Here is a 22327-nt window from a genome sequence, read left to right as displayed (position 1 = left end):
GACGAAAACAAAGTAAAAATTTGAACTTCCGGTCGAACCTCAGCCTGTCGCCGTATCGGTATCGATGGATCCTGTATCCCTTACAACATTTTTTGACCGCTCACAGCGCGCCTCCGAACGGATCGCGCAACAATGCGTTTCTTGACCGGCTCTCGCCTTGCATGATAGGGTGCGCCGCCGTTATGAAAACATCCCGCTCTGCCAAGCTTTTCGTCGAGGCTCAGCAACTCATTCCCGGTGGCGTCAACAGCCCCGTTCGAGCCTTTCGCTCGGTCGGCGGGCAGCCACGTTTCATCGCGCGCGCCAAGGGATCGCGCCTCTACGATGTGGACAAGAACGCCTACATTGATTACGTGCTGTCCTGGGGGCCGATGATTCTGGGACATGCCCATTCGGCCGTCATCGCATCGATCAAGAAGGCGGCCGGACAAGGCACGAGTTACGGAGCGCCCACGGAATTGGAAGTGTCACTGGCCAGAGAGATTCGCAACGCCTTTCCATCAATGGAGAAGCTCAGGCTGGTCAGTTCCGGAACGGAAGCGGTCATGAGCGCGATCCGGGTCGCCCGCGGATTCACCAAGCGGACCGGCATCATGAAATTCGAAGGGTGTTACCACGGACATAGCGATTACCTGTTGGCAAAAGCCGGATCGGGATTGGCCACCTTAGGGATTCCGGATTCACCGGGCGTGCCGGACGACTTCGCCAAACATACCCTGACCGCGCCCTATAATGACATTCGGACGATCCAGCAGATGATCAAGACCCACCGAGATCAGCTTGCCTGCATTATCGTCGAGCCGATCGCCGGAAATATGGGCGTCGTTCCTCCTGCTCCGGACTTCCTCGCGGCACTGCGGCAACTGACCACTGACCACAACATCTTGCTGATTTTCGATGAAGTCATCTCGGGATTCCGGGTGAACTACGGAGGCGCGCAGGCCCTCTACGGCATCAAGCCGGATCTGACCGTACTGGGGAAAATTATCGGCGGTGGATTGCCGGTGGGTGCCTATGGCGGTCGGAAGGAGATCATGGACCTCATCGCGCCGGTCGGGCCGGTCTATCAAGCCGGGACTCTCTCCGGGAACCCGCTGGCAGTGACCGCGGGACTCGCCACTCTCAAACAGTTGCGGGCAAAGGGGGTGTACAAGAAACTCGACGAACGATCAGCCGCGCTAGCCAAAGGCATCGGTGAGGCCGCGAAAAAGGCTGGAATTCCCGTAACGCAAACCCGAATCGGGTCGATGTTGACGACCTTCTTCACTCCTGGACCTGTCGTCGATTGGAACACGGCCAAACAGTCCGACACGAAGCGGTACGGCCGGTTTTTTCACCACATGCTGGAGCAGGGCGTCTATCTCGCCCCTTCTCAGTTCGAGGCTGCCTTCCTCTCCACTGCACACAGCGCACAGGACATCGAGAAGACCGTCCGCGCGGCGCATGCGGCGTTCAAGAGACTCTGATCGCGTCGCTCGTATCGAGTAAGATACACAATTATCTATTTAGATACAGTACACACCTGAGAGTTCCTTCGCTTCCCGAGATACGCTCGCTCGCCTCGCGGCGAAGCCGAGGGCCTCGCCCACCTCGCAGACTCTTCGATGCGGGCTGAGTCGGAGGGGGCTTCACGCTTCACATCCCTACTCATCATCCTCGTCGTCCGCCTCCAGTGCCTCTTGCCGCTTCTGTTCCTCCATTGCGTTATGGAGCAACATGCGGATAAACATGGAATAGAGCGACCCTTTTTCCAATGTGCCTCCGGGTGGAATGGCGATTTTCCCTTCCTTGATCATGCGGTCCATCCAAGCTTTTTGATCCGGGGCGATCAATACCGGAATTTCTACCAGCCCCACCCGTCCCATCATATCCATGACATTCAACCTCCGTGAAGCGTGAAGAAGCGTCGTTCGTATCTCGCAAGATGTGGATACTCCTCAACGAGATACGTTTCACGAACGACGAGATGCGAACCAATTTCAGCATGCGGTTTCGAACATTGTCAATCAATCGAAATCTGGCACGACACCTGCGTACACAGACAAACCATGAAACCGCGCCGACGCATGATTACAGCCTGGTTGATCATATTCATAATGTGGCAAATCCCGTCACTCGACGCCCATGCCCAACGCATACAGAAGTCCGACCTCGGCTCAACCCTGGAACCTCAGTGCGACCGTTGTTGGTATCCATCACCGAATGATGAACCATCGAATCGCCTTCCCACGTACAAACAACGGCGCCACCCACGTCCGCCGGACAGCAGACCACAGCGCTATCCAAAAGGCCGCTACAAATTAGAGTCCTCGCATAAGCCGTCTCGGCTTTCTACGCTTCGAGCCCGGTCGCGGCACGAGATGAAGGTGCTGAGCACATTACAAATGCGCGTAGTCGACGGTGATACGATTCGAGTCGGAGGCGAGCGGATCAGACTTCGCGGCATCGACACGCCCGAGTTGAGCGAACTGCAAGGCCCGGCGGCCAAGCAGCGGCTGGAAGAGTTGCTGCGCAGCGGCGCGATTCGTATCGAGCCGCACGGCCGAGATGTCTACAACCGCCTGCTGGCCGACGTGTTTGTCAATGAACAGAACGTGGCGGAGATTCTTCGAAGCGAAGGTTTCTCAAAAACAGGATAGAGAGGAAGCGCGTCATTCATTGGTCTACTCGCCCACGGCAAGAGGAGAAGCGTTCATCTCAAAGCATTCAGACGAAACTCATCATGCGCGACAAGAATATCGCATGTGTTGAAGTGACCAACATCTCCAAACATGGACTCTGGCTGTGCACCAGAGACAGCGAGCTCTTTATTTCATTCAGAGAATTCCCTCGGTTTTTAGACGCCTCCGTATCAAAGATCATGAGAGTCGAACAACCGAACCCCGACTTCCTGCATTGGCCGGATCTCGGCATCGATCTCGCCGTCGAGTCCGTCAGATGTTTTCCGCTCCCGTCAAAACCGTCGCGCCCGACAACACGTGCTTGTCGACAAGCGAAGACCGGACCCAGCACACAATCGAAAAGCAGTCTGCCTTCAGCTCCCGTCAAACGCCGCCCAAAGAACAAAGCATGAGTCTTCCCGGGATTCCGCACTTTCCTAATGCCGTTAGCCATGTAAAAGACGATGAAGGGGGCAAGACTCAAAGCACGGACTAACAAACCGGCGCATCACCATACCCTCCGTTATTCATGTGCAATCATCTATCGGAAGGGCGTGACGATATCCGCACATCTGCCCGACATGGCATAAGACCATCCTTGTTCCGCGCAATAACCTAACCGTCTGCTCAGAGTTTACTCAATCGCCAAGTCATTCCTCCGGTCAGATCTGCCGGCCTCTTCCGAATCGAATCCGATCCATTGTGGAATCCATTTAGATACAGACTGGCCGACCAGCTCCGAAACGTACGTCTAGGCTATTGAAATACCAGGCGCTTCGTCCCGGACGCATGTGGCGCAGAACGTGCTTCGACAAAAGAAGAGAGCGCCCGATATTTACTGCGCACAGTAAGGAGTAGGGACATTTTTGAATTCAACTTAATCTTTAATTCGTAGGAGGTTACCCATGGATGGTATCGGTACCGGCAATCAACGGCTTCTCGACATGGTCAACATTCGACGGAAGCTATACCTTGATAAACCTGAGCTATTCTTTCCATGGCGAAAGCCCTGCATAGTGAACGCCTTGCTCGTGGTCGATGGGCTCGACTTCGGCATGGGGGATTTTGGGCTATCAGCATTCGTCGACATCCTGAAGAACGACGGGCGTAGCTACGTGAAATTCAACCTCACGCTTGCCCACTTGGACCCGAATGCCGGCAATACGGCCGTGCAGGCCGGGGCGCCTGGCATCGCCCGCAGCATCAAAGGATTTGTGTTTGACGACCCTAATCATTTCACCTCGACGATGTATGACGAAGTGTGGATGTTCGGCGTTAGAGATAATTTTCACACAACACCCGATGGAACGACAATATTCGCTAACCGACGATCCAATCCAGCTCGTTACCCGGCGGACCGGCTCGGTGACGGCGAACTCGACGCACTGACGGCGCATATGAATCGTGGCGGCGGCATTTTCGCCACCGGAGACCACGGCACCCTTGGGAAAGCGCTCTGTGGCTCAATCGACCGCGTACGCAACATGCGCTATTGGGACGACTTCGGCTCGGGCGAAACAAGCATGGGCGGCCCGCGCCGAAATGACTCAAACCAAACCGGGCACGACGCAGGCAGTCAGTTCAGTGATCAAAGTGACGACATTCCTCAGCGTCTGGACCTTAAACTGTACAGCACCCCTGTCGGAATCTTTCGCGAGGCGCGTTATCCACACCCGGTGATGTGCAGCCGTCTCGGCCGCATTGATGTATTTCCTGATCACCCCCACGAGGGAGAGTGTCGTGAGCCGAGCAGTCTCAGCGGAACGTGTCGTGACGGCACACCGGAATATCCGACACCACACCTGGCCGCTCCGGAGGTTGTCGCAACGGGTCACGTCCCGGCGGGCAACCGGGCATCATCTCGCAACGGCGCCTCGCTAAAAGATGCGACGCAGGCACACTTGTTTGGGGTCGTGTCCACATACGACGGTCATCGGGTTTCGAAAGGTCGAGTGGTGTGCGATTCGACATGGCATCATTTCGTCAACGTCAATCTTATCGGAGTGGTCGAGGGTGGCATCTTCGACGACTTCGATTACCCGGGGCACCCGGGAACACCGGGCACGCACACCTCTAAACATGATGGGTTTCTCTCGTCCGCGGCCGGACGCGCCGCGCTCGACAAGATCAAGGAGTACTATGTCAACGTCGGCGTGTGGATCGCGCCGGCCGACAAGATCAGCTGCATGAACTCACGCTTGTGGTGGGAACTGATCTTTGCTGACCGCATTGTCGAGGCGACGTTGACTGAGTTCACGAAGCCCTGGACGGAAATCTCGCTGCATCAGCTGTACTTGATCGGTGTCCATGCCCGCGACGTGATCGGGCGGCAAGCCGGCACTTGTCAATCTCTTGCTTGGATACTGCCTGAGATCGACCTTATCTGGATCGAGTTGCGGCCATGGATTGATCCGTGGGGGCCGTTGGATCCAAAGCGCGTGAAGGACCCGGTGCTGCCATGGTTTGATCTCCAGCCGCTCCTCGACATCGCCGTCGGCGGCGCGGTCGCGGCCTTGCGTGAGGCCTTCCCGGCAGTTCCCACGGCCGATGCGCTTGATGGCCGGTCGATTGAAATCGTACGCAAGGCTACATCCGTGACATTCGGACGCGCACTGAAGGCGCTGGGCAACGAGGTAAAGTCGATCGATGGGTTGATGGCCAGTGGTCGCAAGCGCATCAGCTAAGAGCAGCACTTCTTTGGAGGGGGGCTACCTGTCCCCCCTCCTTTTCCCAGGTGCAGCGTCTATGCTCGCTTCAGATTTTCAGGACACATTCGGCGCATCGATGTGCCGTCTATCGATGCTCACCTCGCCTCGTTCCTGAAGGGAACGTTCCATAGCGCGCACAGTTTCACGGTCGGATCAGTCATGCCGTGAATCTGTCCTGAGTCCGGTTCTCCGAGTCAACAGGAAGGGCCATTGAATCGGCGAAACGCCGAGGCTACAATTCGCCAGTTCGTCTCGTAGCGTCAATGTAAACGGCCGGCGGTAAAGCACGGCTCATCCTTGGTCGAGGGTATTATTTTTTTAAGAACAGGCAACTTGAAGCTGAGACACTTCATCGCCATCTGTGGCGTACTCTGGGTATCGCCTGTCCATGCCCAGAGCCCCATGGCAGCTCAAGTCTGTAGTCTGCTGACATCTCCCTCGTTGACGGCCGTCCAATCCAGGATGGGAACGGGCGAGGGGTGCGCGTGGCAATGGCCCAACGGTCAGGTGCTGTCAGTATATGTACACGTCGACCTACAAAGTGAAACCGTGACGGAGACCAAACAGATCCTCGACCTGTCCTTGCAGAACCCGGCGTTCAAACGAACGGCATTCCCGGTTTGTACGGGAGGGGACATGGTCCTCGGTGATTTTCGGAACGGCAAAGGCCCTGGCGGCACCGGCTATACTCAGTGTTCGGGATTTGTGCTGACCTTTAGCTTTCAAGGCGCCGATACCCAAAAACATTTGCCTAGCATCGCCAAGCGACTCGCCGGCACAACCTTGGCTCGCTAGCCCCTGATCCTGTGAAGAAGCGGTCCATTCTCGCATCGCGTCACATGAAGAACCTGGTTCCGGGTTCGGCCTCCGGCGAAGCCAAAGGCTTCCCTGAATCGCCCATCGAAGTCGTTGCGGAGAACCAAAGAGCCACCATTTTCGCGGCTGAAAGGGTACGAGCATGAAAAATGTTGAGATGAGTATCGAAGGGTCCGTGTTGACGATCAGAGTGGACCTCTCAAAGGAGTTCGGTCCCTCTTCAACGGGCAAGACCATCATCATAGCTTCGACGGAAGGGAACGTGACGATTCCGAATCGACAAGAGAAGATCGGACTCAATGTGTACCGAAAAAAATAGCGCCGCCCTTCAACCATACGGCTCTACCGTCTTCCTTGACGGGCCTGTTTGCTTTTTCGACCCTCTCTCGTGGCAGATCCGAAAGAGCGCTCTAGACGCATCAATTAGGCTTCGATCCACAGAAAATCCTCATGGCTGTGGATAAGGATACGTCCGGGTGGTCGGATCACTGCGCCGGTAGGACTTGTTGATGGATGCCTCATACATATCGCTAGGAATGGATGGAAACATCCAGAAGAATGATAGGAGCCACTATTAGCAGTGGGTCTTCTTGATGCAATCCAGACGCTCAAAAAGTAGGCAGTGTTGTGAATAACCCCATCATGTATGCATAGTCTGACTAAGAAACAGACTTACTCACAAGGTTATCCACAGAAGGTGGGGATTGAAGAGGAGATTCGTTGAATTCTCCAAACGGGCCGGGCATGTGAAGATTCCTTGAGGTGGTCATGAAACGCTTTTGCGCAACGCTTGCTGTCATCGCTTCGATGTGTATAACGGGGTGCGCCTCCTTCGCTGAGAAGGCAGGAGGGCCGGATCGCCCTGCGCGGGTAACCGCGAGCGGATACACGCAAGAAGGCTGTCTGCTCAATCTGAAGCTGGCCGCGCGCGAGAGAAGCGTACGATTGATACCAGACGACGTACAAGTGGACGCGAGCTGGCTCATGCTTATTTTCCCGTTCTTGAATCAGGAAGCCTATCGGTGCTCGGGAAGTTTCATCGAACGAGCGAAACGGCCGTCGAGCAAAGATTCGCTCTACCCCATCGATTAATGCCGGCAGCGACGAGACTCACTCAGTTCGCCGCGCGGTCCGATCTCGCCTGCCGATGGGGCGACAGCCGGCTGACCATGGGCGCGCGCCACGACAATCGCGAACAGCGTCACGGCCCCGTTGCAAAGTGAATCAGGAGACGATAGGATCGCCTTCCCTCTTTCCCTTTTCGCTCAAGAAACAGGGAAAGCGCCGACATCGATAATGCCAACGTGGGTACTTCTGCCTGTGCCGCTATTGCCGGACGCAGCACCTTATCGACTTTGTGGGTGAGACATGATCATCAACGTATTCGCTTTCGCGCTTGTCACCATCGCCATGTTATGCGGAACCATGCCGGTTTCTCTGGCCGCCGGGGACTCAAACGGCCAGTCGTCGCAAGACGAATTGAGTGTGACGAGAAACTATCTCCAGCAGGCCAAGCAACGAATCGATGAGCTCGAGCGACAACTCGCGGCCGGCAATCTGGAGAATGCTAAACGACGGATCGGCGAGCTCGTTCTTCAGCTCCATGCCAAGGAGAATGAGATCGCCGCCCTGCGAGCCAATGCCTACGAGAGTTCCAAGAAGCTTCGAGAGGATCTTGCGTCACAAACCGAGGAGCTCAACCAGGCCAAACGTCGCGTTGCCGACGTTGAACAACTGATGACGACGGGGAAAGGACAAGAATTGACGCAGGCTAAACGCCGCGCAGCCGACGCCGAACAACAGACGGCTAAAAAAGACCAGGAACTGGCGCAGGCCAAACGTCGTATCGCCGACATCGAACAACTGATGGTGGGGAAGGAGCAAGAACTGGCGCAAGCCAAACGTCGCGTTGCCGACGCCGAACAACAGATAGCGGGGAAAGATCAGGAACTGACACAGTCCAGACGCCGTATCGCCGACATCGAACAACAGATGGTGGGGAAGGAGCAAGAACTGGCGCAGGCCAAACGACGCTTTGCCGACGCCGAACAGCAGACGGCGCGGAAAGAACAAGAACTGGCACAGGCCAAACGCCGCCCAGCGGAAGCAGAACAATTCGCGACATCAGGGAAAGAGCAAGAACTGGCGCAGGCCAAACGCCGTGTTGCCGATGCCGAACAACAGATAGCGCGGAAGGAGCAAGAGCTGGCGCAAGTCAAGGACGATCTCAAACAAGCCACGCAAAAACTGGCGGATCTCAATCCTCAACTCATGGCGCGAGACGCGGAACTCGCGCGCGCGAAGCAATTGCTGGCGGACCTCGAGCGCAATTCGCCCAAGCAAGCCGAGCTCGCTCCGGCCCAAGAGGACAGCGCCGTGGATAAGAATGTGTTTCCTCTGCAATCGCTCGATCAGAACCTCGCCGTGACCAGCCTGCTGCCATCCACGCCTGCGGTTGCCGATGAGACAGAGGCCCTGACAAGCAGCGACCTCGGCAAGATGAGCGAGAGCCTGGCGAGCCTCTTACAGCCCGAACTCAAGAAGGGCAGCGCGACGTTGAGGCAGCGAGGCAATAAATTGACCCTCGCGTTTGCAACCGGTGAATTATTCCCCTCCGGCGACGCCACGATCACCCTCGGCGGCACCTCGTTACTCGAACGGGTCGGAGCCGTTTTACAGGGATTCCGTTACCAGAGCATCGAGGTTGCCGGCCATACCGACAACACGCCGCTCCGGAACGACCCTCGGAAAGGCGTCCGGGATAACGTCGAACTCTCCCGAACACGGGCCGAACATGCCACTCAGGTCCTGCTCAACGGAGGGCTTGAGGCCGACCGCGTCAAAGCCATCGGGTACGCCGATACCAAGCCCATCGCGGCTAATGACACCGAAAAAAATCGAAGTAAGAACCGGCGCATCGAAATCGTGATTACGCAGTGGTCGGAATCAGGAGGCACAGTGGGTGACACGAAGGCGCAGCTCGGCAAGAAACTCCAGGGCTTCTCGACTCAAACGGTCACGCATCATTGACGATGACGGAACCGCCCCTGTTTTCTCGTAATCAACGAGCCTCCATCTCCGACCGAACAAGTCCGGAGATGTTCTCCGTGTCGAGCGCGTTCGGTTAAGGATGGGCCGCCGACCGGAGCGCGGCGACCAGGTCTCTGTCCAAACGTTTGACTTTCCCGTTCCCGTCCGTCGCCGCCAACCGAGCCGACCCTTCGACCACGACACGCCCACTCGCTGCATTCTTGATCACATGAGCGAAGGTGAACGACGCAGCCGTCGTCTCGGAAATAACCGTCTCAATCATCAACGTCTCGCCATAGCGGGCAGGCGACCGGTAGTTCGCCTCCGCATGCACGACGACGAACACTGTTCCTTCAGCCATGAGCCCTGCCACCGACAGCCCTCGATCTTCGAGATAGTGGGTCCGCGCCCGCTCAAAATATTTGAGATAGTTGGCGTAGTAGACGACCCCACCGCAGTCGGTATCTTCGTAGTAGATTCGTATCTCCATAGATTTATAAAGCTACAAACTCGAGTTTGAGTTGACTTCGCGATCACTCCTTAGCGAGGAAACAAAAAATCTTTGAACTCATTCCTCGGTAAAATAGTCTGAGTCAATCCGTTTTATCTGGAAGGTTGCTGTCGTGGGGCTTAGAGGCATTCCCTTCCTCTGAACAGGATGGCGCCCTATTTGGCTTTCGGTCTGCCTAGCTGCAATTGTTGCAAGAAGCCATAGATCCAGCCGTTTGGTTTCAACACTCCTATATCGTCAAGGAATTGATTCAACCGTTTGACAGTGTACTTTCTTCCACCACGGCTCCCATGCCTGGCATCAGTAAAATGGGTCGAAAGTGTGTTTAGCCTGTTGCGCTCTAGATTAGCGAGAATATCCTGCCCCAGGAGTTCGATGATGTAAGGACGCGAAGCCAGCCTAACTTCGGACGTTTTGCCGGACCCTTCATCTGCAAGAATCCTATAGATGTTGTTTATGGATAAGTCATAACGAACAAAAGAAAATCGCCTTTTGATAGCTTCGTCGAGTTTCGACTTGACGATATCCCATACCTTTTCATTAAACTCTGCCTCGACTGCCCTCCCAAAGCCCTGAGGAATGGATCGACATTGCTCAATCTGTAGGGTGGGAGATCGGCTATTTAGTACGGCTTCTATCAGGGATTCCTTCGCATCAGGAGAAAGCACCCGTACAAGCTGTCCCAAATTCTGATTGAGCCATTCAATTGCCGCCTGCCTCTCTTCCTTGAACAGAACTCCTGATTGTAAGCGGCTAATCTCAAGCCTTGCATTTTCTCTATCACTCTCAAGTTCGTGAATATAGACTAAAAGTGTGTTCCGAATGCCAGCATCATCTTCACTTTCTATTCCGGAGTAGCTTCTGGCAGCTTCCGCAACATAGCCTAATCCAGCTTCATAAAATTCCCTGTCAACCTCTTTCGCCTCGTAGGCTTCTTTAACGTGTACAAGAAGTTCACGCACCCGTTCGTATTCGCCAAGTTGAGCATAGACTCCCATCGTTTCTAGTAAATAACTTTTATCTACCTCAGAAGTGGTACGGGCGTCTCGATGGAGATCCTCGTAAACTGCTGCCGCGTGGTCGAGCACATCATGGTCTCGGTACCAGAGTGCAATGCCCTGCTTCTCAGCCCACCCGAAAGTGACATCGTGTTCGGTCTCAAATTCGGACCAGGCTGTTCGTCTTTGGTCTGGTGTGAGTGATTTGGCTGTGAAGGATAGCTTCTCAAAGATAGGGTCAAATTCTGACGGAAACGGGATGTCACCTCCATCCTGACAGCACCTTTCCAGTAGCTTGAGCAACTGCTTATCCCCCCTTGTACTTGCTATCTCTTTTTCAGAGATAGGACTGGACTTTGGAGAAGCAGTTATAAGGTCATCAATTGCGCGTTTTGTCTCTTCATCCATAACGTTCATCCGGCCATTCCGCATACGCGGCACTCCTGCTCAATACCAGGAGTACGATTAGGCGCGGTCGTACAATTTAGTATGTCTCCGTATGAGACCGCCAGGCTGCGGCAGCTCGTTGCCATCTTTGGTTGTAGGAAAAGTCCCTATAATCGGTAGTACTCAAACCGGCCTCTGATTCTCTAACTCTAGAAAGTGAGCACCGGAAACTTCGGCAACGATGTCTCATTGACGCCCGACAGCTTGATGACCACATCATAAAGCTGCTGCACTCGCTCCGCTTTGATCGGCTCGAAGCCGTGCCCTAACACCGCGTGGTTGGCCGCATCCAGCAACGGCTTCATCTTCGGCCATTCCTTGAGAAAAGCTTGGCCCAGTTGATCGCCCAGCCCGGCCAATACACGAAACTGCGCTTGGAGCGGCAACTTATATTTGCCGTCGATGTCCTCGAGATAGCAGGCGCGGCAGGTCTCTTGAAGCGCTTGGGGGAGCTGTTCGGGCGAGACATCCCAACTCTTGAGCTTGTGCGCCTTATAGAGCCGGACTTGCGCGAACGCCTCCAGCGCGCGAACAAGCGCTGTCATAGCCCCTTCGGGGTCATGGCCGACATGGAGATGCCTGCCCACATGCGCCAATAAGTCCAGCGCCAGGTATTCTTTGACCTCCGCAGGGTCCAACACCAGCTTCTCCAGGAAACTCGCGTTGGCCTTCAGCGCAGGCAAGATCGCTTTCAATCCGGTCGGCCCGCCCCACAACGAAGCCATCTCCAGAGCCTTTGTCGCGGTCCTCAACTTGTCCCAGGATTGACGGTACTGAAACCGTTCCCATAACTCATAGCCCTCGGCCAAATCGGTGAAGGCGCGATAGAGCGGCTTTTGCCCGCCGCTCACCCGCAGTTCCACGCCATGGAACAGTTTGGCCGCTGCGTGAAAGAGGCCCCGGTTAAATAACTCGCATCCTTCCCGACGTGACACGGTCGATTGCTCGTCCCATGGATTACTCTGGGTCCAGACGAGCCTCTTTGGACCCAACTCGATACAATCGCCCTCCTGACCCTCACGCGCCTGAATCAGCTCGACCACCCGGGAAGTCCATGGGAGCGCCACCAAGGTGAGCGCGCTCGCCATCGCCGGGGTGGCTCCGCTCAGATCCACCACCAGCTCTCCCGGCTGTATCTCCCATGTCCGCATGAGATCCGGTAACGACCGGGCAATCGTCTGATAGATAGCTGGGAACTCCGTGGCGTCCGCCATCACGATCCAATCCCACCGCCTCGGCATCTGTTGGATCTTCGGCTGGACGGCCGATTCCACCAAGGCTTTGCTTCCTTCAGGCAACACGAAACACAGGGCTTCCGGGTTGAGCCTGTTGATCGAATAGACCGCCGCTGCCGCATCATCGACCAATGCAACCACGAGCGTCTTGATGGGTTGGTCTTGTGCCATCGCGCGACGACTATACCATCGCGCTCACGCGCGTTCAATTTGATGCACGGGAACAGTGAGACGGCCCTCGTCCTTGACAGCCTAGACGCCCTTCCCTAGAATCGCGACCATGCAAACAATTGTTTTGACGGCTTTTGCGGACAGCGCCAGAGTCAAACAGCAGTTTGCGCAGGATCACGCCGATCGTATCGTGCAGGTCGCGGCGCTCCTCGCGAAAGCTTTCCAGAACGGCAATAAAGTCCTCCTGTTCGGCAACGGCGGGAGCGCGACCGATGCCGCGCATATTGCGGCGGAGTTTGTCGGGCGATACCAGCGCGACCGGATGCCGCTACCCGCGATTGCCTTGGCGACGGACATTGCCGCCATTACCTGCATCGCCAATGACTATGGGTATGAGGAACTCTTTGCCCGTCAGGTGCGCGCGCACGGACGAAAAGGCGACATCGCCATCGGCATCAGCACCAGCGGAAATTCTCCAAACGTATTGAAAGGGGTCGAGGCGGCCCGCGACGGTGGCTTGACCACGATCGCCTGGACCGGCGCCAACGGCGGAAAGCTGGCCGGGTTGGTCGAGTATCCCTTCGTCGTCCCGTCGACGGTTACGTCTCGGATTCAAGAAAGCCATATCACGCTCGGCCATGTCCTGTGCGAATTGGTAGAGGATCATTTCCTTGGGAAAGCGTCCTGACCGGACTCTCTCGACTCGGCCTCCCGCCTTGATCCCTCCGATCAATGCATCGGATCTCAGGACCTATCCGCTGAAAAAACGGCACAGCAAGGTCCGGCTTTCGGACTTGGCCGCGCCGTGGAAACGCGGGGGGACGTTCTCGACATTCTATGCCCGCCTCCCGAACATTCTCGCGGTCAAAACGTTGCGGGCCGTCGCCCAGGCCGTCGTGAAAGCACATCGACGGCGTCGCCCCGTCATCCTCGGAATCGGCGCCCATGTCATCAAGGTGGGCCTCTCCCCGATCATCACCGACTTGATGGAACGTGGCATCGTCACGGCCGTGGCCATGAACGGAGCCGGAATTATTCACGACTTTGAATTGGCCCTCATGGGTCACACCTCCGAAGAAGTCGATGCCGAGATCGACGAGGGGCGGTTCGGCATGGCGGAGGAAACGGGGCGGATTCTGAATGAAGCCATCACGCGTGGCGCGAAGGACGGCCATGGACTGGGTGAAGCCATCGGACGCTACATCAACCACACAGCCGATCAATTCCCGAATCGAGCCGTCAGCATTCTCGCCACAGGAGCGACACTCGGAATTCCGGTGACCGTGCATGTCGCGGTCGGAACCGACATTATCCACATGCACCCCTCCGCGGACGGCGCAGCCATTGGAGCCACTTCTCTCCTGGACTTCAGGCGTCTGACCGCTGTCGTCGCCGGGATGGAAGGTGGCGTCTATCTGAACGTCGGCTCGGCTGTGATTCTGCCGGAGGTCTTTCTGAAAACACTGTCGTTAGGGAGAAATCTCGGCCATCCGATCGCCGATATCACGACCGTGAACATGGACTTTCTCTCCCATTACCGGCCGCAGACCAACGTCGTGCGTCGCCCCACGCAAAAAGGCGGCCGGGGCTATTCCTTGACCGGTCACCACGAGATCATGCTGCCGTTGCTCGCGGCGGCCGTGCTGGAGGAATTGGGATGAGCCCAACCCCGTCCGCTCCGAGCCTTTCAGTGGTCCTTTCCTCGGAATGCCTGCAAGCTCGTTGGCAGCGCTTGAACACACAGTACTTTTCCGGTGCACTCAAGCCGATCGAGATCGTCTGGAGTCAGCGCTTGACCTCCTCGGTCGGGATGTTTGCCTGTCGCGAAGGCTCAAAGGCATTCTTCCCTCCCGCCCTCACTCACAGTCATCGAGAAATTCGCCTGTCCCTCCCGCTCTTTGAACAGCTCGCCGCGCGGACACCATACGCGGAACAGGAACTGCTCAACACCTTGGCTCATGAAATGATTCATCAATGGCAATTCGATGTATTGAAACGTCGACCTGATCATGGCTTGGAGTTTTTGCGGAAGATGGCACAGATGAATCGATCCGGAGAAGTCGCCGTGACGACCTACCACACGCTGGAGAAGGAAGTGCTGGCCTTATCGAAATTCGCCTGGCGATGCCAAGACTGCGGGCGACTGTATCAACGGCACCGAAGAACGATCCAGCCCAAGCGTCATCACTGCGGATCCTGCCAAGGCGCCTTGCAGGAACTCGTGTCGCCGACTCAACTGATCGAGGATCATCCCACGCCCTACCCGACTCAGGCCTCGGACCCATCACCTCGGTCAGCCGGATCGACGAAGCGTGCCGGAGCACCGGAACAATTGACGCTTGAGTTGACCTGAGAGAGGGGGGGAACTGCTGGAGATGCAGCCTACGCGGCTTCTTGACTGCTCTCCGGGCTGGGCCGTCCCTGTTCCTGGTTCACTCGGCTCAGGACGCCAGCCAGCGCGTCCACAGAAATAGGTTTTGGCAGATAATCATCCATCCCCGCCGCCAGACACCGTTCACGGTCTCCCTGCATGGCGTTCGCGGTCATGGCGATGATCGGCACGCGGTGGGGAGTTTCGAGTTTGTGGTTTCGAGTTTCTAGACCCGAAACCGGAAACCCGGAACTCGAAACAGTTCCGGCCGCTTCACGTTGTCGAATAATCCCTGTCGCTTCCAAGCCATCCATGTCCGGCATCTGGCAATCCATGAACACCACGTCGTAGCGTATGCGAGACACCGCCTCGACCGCCTCACGCCCGTTGGCCACGACATCGATTCGATGCCCCAATCGCTGGAAGAGGCGAACGGCTACTTTTTGATTAATGATGTTATCCTCAGCCAAAAGAATACGGAGATCCACTTTGGCCTTGGTCTCCGCAAGGGTATGCCGAGTGATGAGCGGCGGCGAATCTCCCATGGTCGACTGACCTGCGCTGCCGGGGCGCTGGGCAAGGACCGCGACGAGACAATCATGCAACTGCCGCTCACGAATCGGCTTGGTCAGATAGGCTGCGAGTCCGGCTTCTTTGGCTGTCTTGGCATCTCCCCGCCGACCGAACGACGTGAGCAGCACAAGTTTGGTCTCGCTTCGTTCAGCTTGCGCCTGGATCACGCGCGCCAATTCGATCCCATCCGTCGGACTCATATCCATATCCAACAGCGCCAGATCGAACCGTGGTTGCCCGGGCCGACCACTCAACACATCCACCGCCTCGGAGCCGCTGCGAGTCAGTGTCGGCAACATGCCCCATTTCTTCGTCATCAGCTCCACAATCCTTCGATTGATGGCCTTATCATCGACGATCAAGATGCGGAGACCCGCCAGCACAGCGGCAACGGGATCGGCACTGCGGGAGCCTTCCGCCTGCTTGCGCAAATTCATCGTAAACCAGAAGCAGCTTCCTTCCCCCACCCGGCTCGTCACCCCAATCGTTCCTCCCATCATTTCGACCAGACGTTTGCAAATCGCAAGACCGAGGCCGGTCCCGCCATATTTCCTCGTCGTGGACCCATCGGCTTGGCTGAACGACTGAAACAGCCGTTCGCGGGCTTGCTCGGAAATTCCGATGCCGGTGTCCGTGACGGCAACGCGAATCCTCGCATCCTCCTTCGATTGAGCCTCAACCGTCACTTCCACCACCACGTCGCCGCGTTCGGTAAACTTGATGGCGTTCGCCGTCAAGTTCATCACCACCTGCCGGAGTCGACCCGGATCACCACGCAGATCGCGCGGCACATCGGCATGGAAGAGACAGGCCAGATTGAGCCCTTTGGACGACGCCCGTTCGGCCACCAGGTTCAACGACTCGTCGACGGCAAGACGAAGATCGAATTCAATCGTCTCCAAATCCATTTTTCCCGCTTCGATCTTGGAGAAATCGAGAATGTCGTTGATGATCGTCAGCAAGTGATTGCCGCAGGTTCGAACGATTTCAGCGGATTCCCTCTGCTCGTCGGTCAGTTTCGTATCAAGCAAGAGGTCTGTCATGCCGATCACGCCGTTCATCGGTGTCCGGATTTCGTGGCTCATGGTCGCCAGGAACGCCGACTTGGCCTCGGTGGCGGCTTTAGCTTCCCTCAAAGCGGCATCCAGCTGCTGATTCACATGCTCCAACTGTCGGGCATAATTCTTCTGTGCTTGCTCCGCTTCTTTCCGGCTCGTGATGTCTCGGATAAACGCGCTGAAGATGACGGAGTCCTCGACGGCTAACGGCGTCATGGCGATTTCCACTGGAAACTCCCGGCTGTCGCGCCGGAGACCGATCATTTCGACCAGCCGGTTCGGGAGGGGCCCATCCCTGAGTTCAAGGAGCCGCTGAACATACTCGCGATAGCTGAGTCGCTGGGATGGCGGAAAGATGATATCGGCGACATCACGCCCGATCACCTCGTATGCCGACCAGCCGAACATCTGCTCGGCCTGGGCATTCCACTCGGTAATCCGACCCATGTGATCCATCGTCATCACGGCGTCGAGCGCCGTGTCGATAATGAGGCTGGTCCGGGCTTCATTCTCATGCAGCGCCGCTTCCACTTCAGTTCGTTCGACGAACAGGCCGATCTGTCTGCCGACCGTGCCCAAGGTTCCCAGCAAATCCCAATCCTCAGCCTGAGGCTCGCGGCTGAAGAGCTCTATGACGCCGTATACATTAGCCCTCAGCCAAATCGGGAACGCGCAGGCCGCGCGTAGCCTGCCCGTCGCTTCGACAGGCCCGGGTGCCGCCATGGGGTCTCGCGCGAGATCCTCCACCCACAGTGGCTCGCCGCGGGCCCAACAATGCTCCGGCAGATCGGACCCGGCAGCGTACGCCGCCTGCCGACGACCGCCCATACATTCCTGCCCTACCGCTGCATCGATCGACCAGTTCTGCGCGCAGACAAGGGCTCGCCGGTCCTCTTGCACCCGCCAGAATAGCCCGGCATGCCAATCGAGATTCACGACAATGGCCTGGAGAAGGTCGGGAACCGCTTGTTCGACGGTGGAGGCGCCGGCGAGCACTTTGGCCACAGCGTGCTGAAGCGCTTGCCGACGGTCGGCGCGCCGTTGCTCTGTGAGGTCCCGGACGACGCTAAGAACCGCTTGCACGGTGCCGTCGCCGGCCGGCAGTGGGACGAATGTGATCTCGACCCACCGCACCTGCCCCGATAATCCAACGAGCCGCCCCTTCCCACAGGTTTCTCGGCCTTCCCCGGCCGCCTTATGCATTTCTTCGATCCGCGGACAATCGTTCGCCTGGAGATACGCTCGAACATCGGTCCCCACAATCTCTTCCGAAAAACCCGCTTCGAAGAAGAGGCAGCCGGCAGGATTGATTTGAAGCACCCGGTAGTCGAGCCCAATCACCAAGATCCCATGGGGTTCGGCTTCCAAAATACTCCGGAGCCGCTGCTCGTTTTCCTGGAAGCGGAGTCTCTCGGCCTCCGCGCAGATCCTGGCGCGGCGTGCTCGCTGGGAGGTCCGTATGAGAAAGAAGATCAAGGAAGCGACCAGCACAACATTGGCCGCTGCAATAATCCAGACCATACTCACGCCATCCACGATCATCGCCCCTGCTCCAAGCACATCCGTGACTCTAGCCCAAGTCCCTTGCCCAGGCCTTCGAGTCTGGTATGTGCCGTATCGGTTCATTATGTGGCAACCGGTCCGGTAACACCAGGATTCTGCTGAAACATCGTGTGCATCACGAAAGGATGTACGAGCCCCGGACGGCGGGCACCGTCCAGTCCGACTTTCTTTCCATGTAGCCGACAGGGCGATCTGCACGGTATGATGGGAGCATGATCACAAAAGTGTTGCCACGCGATCGACTCCTCTCCGCGCTTTCCGGTGAACGGGCAAACGGAAAACGGATCGTGTTCACAAACGGCTGTTTCGACTTGATGCATGTCGGACATACCAGATACCTACAAGCCGCCAGGGCCCTCGGCGATGTCCTTGTCGTCGGGGTCAACAGTGATGCCTCGGTCCGTACGCTGGACAAGGCACCCGACCGGCCCATCGTGCCGGAAGCACACAGGGCTGAGGTGCTGGCCGCCTTAGGCTGTGTGGATCTTGTGGTCATTTTCGACGAACCCACTCCGCTCCAGCTCATCGCGGCCGTCCAACCGGACGTCCTGGTGAAGGGAGGGGATTGGATGATCGACCAGATCATCGGCCGGGAAATTGTCGAAGCTCGCGGAGGTGCGGTCAAGACGATCCCGCTGGTTCCCGGCATGTCGACCACGGGGCTTCTTCAGCGCATTCGCTCGGCTGTGAAGTGATGCGTGTCTGAAGCTCAGATCCAACCCCCAGCCTGGCTTGTCCCCCTTCGTTCGGCACTGAGCCAAGGACAAGCTCGCGCCTGTCTGCTTGGGGCGCACGGCTCGACCGCGGCTTGCGCCCTGACCCTACTGAACGACATCCCCCAAGCGACTCCGGATCGAGCCGGTCTCTGTGTGGTAGTGACTCCGAACGACGACTCGGCCGAACGAATCTTCAATGACCTGTGCTTCTTCCATGGACTCATAGGTCGTCCGGTCGAGGACCTGGCGTGGTTCCCGGAGTGGGAAACACTTCCCTACGAAGCGACGGCGCCGCATGTCGGATTGATTGCGCACCGGATGACGACACTCCATCGCCTGCTCATCAACCCGCCCAGCATCCTCGTCACCTCCGTCGCCGCCGCGATGCATCGTGTCATCCCACGCTCGACCTTCGAGCAGGCGATCTTCCACTTCCAAACGGGTGCCGCCTTCGAACGGGAGTCACTGATCACCAACCTCCTTCGCCTGGGATACCGGCGGGTGTCCGTCGTGGAAATTCCTGGAGAGTTCAGCGTCCGTGGCGGCATCATCGATATCTTCTCGACCGCGTACGCGAATCCGGTCCGGGTGGAGTTTCTCGGGGATCATGTCGAATCCATTCGTTTGTTCGACGCCTCGACCCAGACCTCCATCACAAAATTGAACGAGGGCTGGGTGTTGCCGGCGCGGGAATTCGTTCGGCCTCCACATGCGCCGGAGGCGATCGTGCCGATCCAAGCGGATGCGGAGTGGCGAAGCCCTGACCTGTACGATTCCATGGACACCCTGTTCGACTATCTCACAGCGGTTCCTTTCCTCGCGCTCGATCAACTGGATGCGCTGAAAAAAGCCTGCGAGACTGCCTGGGAGAAGATCGACGACGGCTATCTCCGTCATGTCGACCGGGATGCCACCCAGCCGTATCCCTCGCCCGAACGGCTCTTTCTCACCTGGGAGGGCATCCAACAGCGGATCGCGCCCTGGCCCATGTTGGCTCTTGAGCCCCTAGCGGCGCCCGACGCGACCTGGGATCAGACGTTTGTGTTTTCCGCCCAAACGCCCGGCAGCATCGGACTCGGAATCAGGGGTACCGCCTTCAGCCAGACCCTGAGCCTGTTAGAAGGGCTCCGGAACGAACATCGGGTCGTCTTGGTCGCCCGAAGCCGCGGGCAAGTCGACCGCTTGCTCGCCCTGCTCCGAGAACACGATTTACCCGCCGACCCGTGGAACCCGACGGCCTGGTCAAGCCAGCGAACCGGAAAGCGACCGTTTTATGTGCTGCACGGCGATCTGTCGGCGGGGTTTCTCTCCGGAGACTTTCGGCTCGCGCTCCTGACGGAAGAAGAGCTCTTCGCAAAGGGCGCCCGCCACAAACCGCAACCGAAAAGCAGAACCGCGACCTTCCTCTCCTCTTTGGAAGATCTCAACGTGGGCGACTATGTCGTGCATGTTCAGCACGGCATCGCCAAATATCGAGGGCTCAAGCGCCTGTCGGTCCAAGATTTCGAGAGCGACTTCCTGATTCTCGAGTTCTCCGGCGGAGATACTCTCTATGTTCCTCTCGATCGATTGAATCAGGTGCAACGGTACGGCGGAGCCGAAGGCCATGTCCCTCGGCTGGATCGCCTGGGCGGTACCAGTTGGGCCAAGACCACCGCGCGGGTGAAGAAAAACATCGAGGAAATGGCGCAAGAGCTGATCGATCTCTACGCCAACCGCGAACTGGTGAAACGGAATGCCTACGGCTCGACGACGACCCTGTACCACGAATTCGAAGCCGCCTTTGAATACGAGGAAACATCGGATCAGCTCAGGGCCATCGCGGACATCGGCCGCGACATGGAGTCGACCAAACCCATGGATCGGCTGGTCTGCGGGGACGTCGGATACGGAAAGACCGAAGTGGCCATGCGCGCGGCCTTCAAGGCCGTGGAGCATGACCGCCAAGTGGCGGTGCTGGTGCCGACGACGCTCCTGGCCCATCAACACTATGAGAACTTCGCCGAGCGATTCGCGCCCTTTCCGATGCGCGTCGCGCTGCTCTCACGGTTTCAATCGCCCAAGGAGGCCAAAGCGACTCTGAAGGATGTCGGCGCGGGAACGGTCGACATCGTGATCGGCACGCACCGTCTGCTGCAGAAAGACGTGGCATTCCGACAACTTGGCCTCGTCATCATCGACGAAGAACAATGGTTCGGCGTCAAACATAAAGAGCGCCTGAAGCAACTTCGCACCCAGGTCGACGTGCTGACGCTGACCGCCACTCCCATTCCGCGCACCCTGCAAATGGCGATGTCGAGCGTGCGGGATCTCTCGATCATCGACACCCCGCCGGCCGGACGACTGGCGATCAAGACGGAAGTGGTCCGGTTCAGCGACAAGGCCGTGCGAGACGCCATCCTGCGTGAACTCGGGCGTGGCGGACAGATCTATTTCGTCCACAATCGAGTCGAAACCATGGAACGGATCGGGGCATGGCTGCATCAATTGGTTCCCGAAGCCCGGATGGTCATGGCCCACGGCCAGATGGATGCGAGGCCGTTGGAAGCCGTGATGCTGAAATTCGTGAAGCGCGAGGCGGATGTCCTGATCGCTTCGGCCATCATCCAGTCCGGGCTCGATGTCCCCAACGCCAACACCATCATCGTCAATCGGGCCGACCTGTTCGGCCTCGCGCAGTTGTACCAATTACGCGGGCGAGTCGGGCGTGGCGGAGAGCAAGCTTACGCGTACTTCCTGATTCCCGATGAAGGGACATTGACCGGCGATGCCCAGAAGCGATTGATCGCGATTCAACAGTTCACGGAGCTGGGATCCGGGTTCCGTATCGCCGCGGCGGACCTTGAGATTCGAGGGGCCGGCAATCTTCTGGGCAAACAGCAGTCGGGGCATATCGCCGCGATCGGGTTGGATCTCTACATGCAAATGGTGGAGCAGGCAGTTCAGCGGTTGAAGGGGCATGTGATCGAGGAAGACCCCGACCCGACATTGCAGTTCCCGGTTTCGGCGTTTATTCCGGAACAATATGTGACCGACCCGCACCACCGTCTGTCCCTCTATAAACGGCTGACGGCTTGCGGTCAGATCGGTGAGCTGGCTCTGTTGCATGGGGAGATTCAGGACCGTTACGGTCCCCCTCCGGAACCGGTCGAGCGACTGCTTGAAGTCATGCAACTCCAGACCCACGCCAAACGTCTTCGCCTGGCTTCGATCGAGGTGCACGACCAGACGACCAAAGTTGTGTTCCACCCGAAGGCCGTCATCCCCGAGAGCTCCGTCCACCGATTGATGGATCAGCTGAAGAAGCGGCTGCGCCTCCTGAGCCCCGTCGCATTCGAAATTCAGATGCGTCATAGCGATTGGCCCTCGCTTTTTTCGGAACTCAACGCAATCTTGCAAAGCCTCGATCTCTGTGATACCAAGACCATCCAAAGGGATACGACTGTCTCGTAAGCGAGATCGATTGGCGC

General features: G+C 57.4%; 18 protein-coding genes. 13 read left to right on the top strand and 5 right to left on the bottom strand.

What is annotated here, in order from left to right:
* Nucleotides 1-182 precede the first annotated feature (182 nt).
* A complete protein-coding gene (gene hemL / locus COMA2_RS17780) occupies nucleotides 183-1466 on the top strand; it encodes a glutamate-1-semialdehyde 2,1-aminomutase (RefSeq protein WP_090901597.1) in 1284 nt (427 codons plus the stop codon).
* A 177-nt stretch (nucleotides 1467-1643) separates the two neighbouring features.
* On the opposite strand, the gene COMA2_RS17775 is transcribed toward hemL, so the two are convergent.
* Nucleotides 1644-1874, bottom strand: coding sequence for a hypothetical protein (locus COMA2_RS17775; RefSeq protein WP_090901594.1), 231 nt, complete (start codon nucleotides 1872-1874; stop codon nucleotides 1644-1646).
* A gap of 492 nt (nucleotides 1875-2366) precedes the next feature.
* Here COMA2_RS17775 and COMA2_RS20355 point away from each other — a divergent pair, with 492 nt between their 5' ends.
* The 7 genes from COMA2_RS20355 (at nucleotide 2367) to COMA2_RS17745 (ending at nucleotide 9214) form a co-directional block, all read left to right on the top strand.
* Entirely contained in the window at nucleotides 2367-2639 is a 273-nt protein-coding gene (locus COMA2_RS20355; RefSeq protein ID WP_175304705.1) for a thermonuclease family protein, read from the top strand.
* Between the two features lie 83 nt (nucleotides 2640-2722).
* Entirely contained in the window at nucleotides 2723-3073 is a 351-nt protein-coding gene (locus COMA2_RS17765) for a DUF2442 domain-containing protein (protein ID WP_090901589.1), read from the top strand.
* A 492-nt stretch (nucleotides 3074-3565) separates the two neighbouring features.
* Entirely contained in the window at nucleotides 3566-5344 is a 1779-nt protein-coding gene (locus tag COMA2_RS17760) for a hypothetical protein (RefSeq protein ID WP_090901586.1), read from the top strand.
* A gap of 357 nt (nucleotides 5345-5701) precedes the next feature.
* Nucleotides 5702-6163, top strand: coding sequence for a hypothetical protein (locus COMA2_RS17755; protein ID WP_139077473.1), 462 nt, complete (start codon nucleotides 5702-5704; stop codon nucleotides 6161-6163).
* A 163-nt stretch (nucleotides 6164-6326) separates the two neighbouring features.
* Nucleotides 6327-6503, top strand: coding sequence for a hypothetical protein (locus COMA2_RS20350; RefSeq protein ID WP_175304704.1), 177 nt, complete (start codon nucleotides 6327-6329; stop codon nucleotides 6501-6503).
* 449 nt (nucleotides 6504-6952) lie between these two features.
* Complete coding sequence (locus COMA2_RS17750) at nucleotides 6953-7276, top strand: hypothetical protein (RefSeq protein WP_090901578.1); 324 nt, start codon at nucleotides 6953-6955, stop codon at nucleotides 7274-7276.
* A gap of 276 nt (nucleotides 7277-7552) precedes the next feature.
* Nucleotides 7553-9214, top strand: coding sequence for an OmpA family protein (locus tag COMA2_RS17745; protein ID WP_090901575.1), 1662 nt, complete (start codon nucleotides 7553-7555; stop codon nucleotides 9212-9214).
* A gap of 94 nt (nucleotides 9215-9308) precedes the next feature.
* On the opposite strand, the gene COMA2_RS17740 is transcribed toward COMA2_RS17745, so the two are convergent.
* The 3 genes from COMA2_RS17740 to COMA2_RS17730 all read right to left on the bottom strand — a co-directional run bounded on the left by COMA2_RS17740 (nucleotide 9309) and on the right by COMA2_RS17730 (nucleotide 12576).
* Nucleotides 9309-9704 carry an acyl-CoA thioesterase gene (locus tag COMA2_RS17740; protein WP_090901572.1) on the bottom strand — a complete coding sequence of 132 codons (396 nt, stop codon included), beginning with the start codon at nucleotides 9702-9704 and terminating at the stop codon, nucleotides 9309-9311.
* A gap of 176 nt (nucleotides 9705-9880) precedes the next feature.
* Nucleotides 9881-11131, bottom strand: a complete 1251-nt coding sequence (locus COMA2_RS17735; protein WP_139077472.1) for a hypothetical protein — start codon at nucleotides 11129-11131, stop codon at nucleotides 9881-9883.
* A gap of 188 nt (nucleotides 11132-11319) precedes the next feature.
* Nucleotides 11320-12576, bottom strand: a complete 1257-nt coding sequence (locus COMA2_RS17730) for a TIGR02710 family CRISPR-associated CARF protein (RefSeq protein WP_090901566.1) — start codon at nucleotides 12574-12576, stop codon at nucleotides 11320-11322.
* 109 nt (nucleotides 12577-12685) lie between these two features.
* On the opposite strand from COMA2_RS17730, the gene COMA2_RS17725 reads away from it, so the two are divergent.
* Genes COMA2_RS17725 through COMA2_RS17715 form a run of 3 tightly spaced genes read left to right on the top strand, consistent with a single transcriptional unit; the run spans nucleotide 12686 to nucleotide 14929 of the window.
* Nucleotides 12686-13264, top strand: a complete 579-nt coding sequence (locus COMA2_RS17725) for a D-sedoheptulose-7-phosphate isomerase (protein WP_090901562.1) — start codon at nucleotides 12686-12688, stop codon at nucleotides 13262-13264.
* Complete coding sequence (locus tag COMA2_RS17720) at nucleotides 13248-14237, top strand: GSU2086 family protein (protein WP_245631095.1); 990 nt, start codon at nucleotides 13248-13250, stop codon at nucleotides 14235-14237. The genes COMA2_RS17725 and COMA2_RS17720 overlap by 17 nt, the downstream gene beginning before the upstream one ends.
* Complete coding sequence (locus tag COMA2_RS17715; protein ID WP_090901556.1) at nucleotides 14234-14929, top strand: SprT-like domain-containing protein; 696 nt, start codon at nucleotides 14234-14236, stop codon at nucleotides 14927-14929. The genes COMA2_RS17720 and COMA2_RS17715 overlap by 4 nt, the downstream gene beginning before the upstream one ends.
* Before the next feature lie 29 nt (nucleotides 14930-14958).
* On the opposite strand, the gene COMA2_RS17710 is transcribed toward COMA2_RS17715, so the two are convergent.
* Entirely contained in the window at nucleotides 14959-18120 is a 3162-nt protein-coding gene (locus COMA2_RS17710) for a response regulator (protein ID WP_175304703.1), read from the bottom strand.
* Between the two features lie 233 nt (nucleotides 18121-18353).
* Here COMA2_RS17710 and rfaE2 point away from each other — a divergent pair, with 233 nt between their 5' ends.
* The gene (rfaE2, locus tag COMA2_RS17705) at nucleotides 18354-18836 is read left to right on the top strand and encodes a D-glycero-beta-D-manno-heptose 1-phosphate adenylyltransferase (RefSeq protein ID WP_090901550.1); all 483 of its coding nucleotides are present in this window, start codon (nucleotides 18354-18356) and stop codon (nucleotides 18834-18836) included.
* A gap of 3 nt (nucleotides 18837-18839) precedes the next feature.
* The gene (gene mfd, locus COMA2_RS17700; protein ID WP_139077470.1) at nucleotides 18840-22310 is read left to right on the top strand and encodes a transcription-repair coupling factor; all 3471 of its coding nucleotides are present in this window, start codon (nucleotides 18840-18842) and stop codon (nucleotides 22308-22310) included.
* Nucleotides 22311-22327 lie beyond the last annotated feature (17 nt).

Source organism: Candidatus Nitrospira nitrificans, assembly GCF_001458775.1.
GTDB lineage: Bacteria > Nitrospirota > Nitrospiria > Nitrospirales > Nitrospiraceae > Nitrospira_D > Nitrospira_D nitrificans.
The sequence above is the reverse complement of the archived record's forward strand: the minus strand, read 5'-3'. Positions and strand labels throughout refer to the sequence as shown.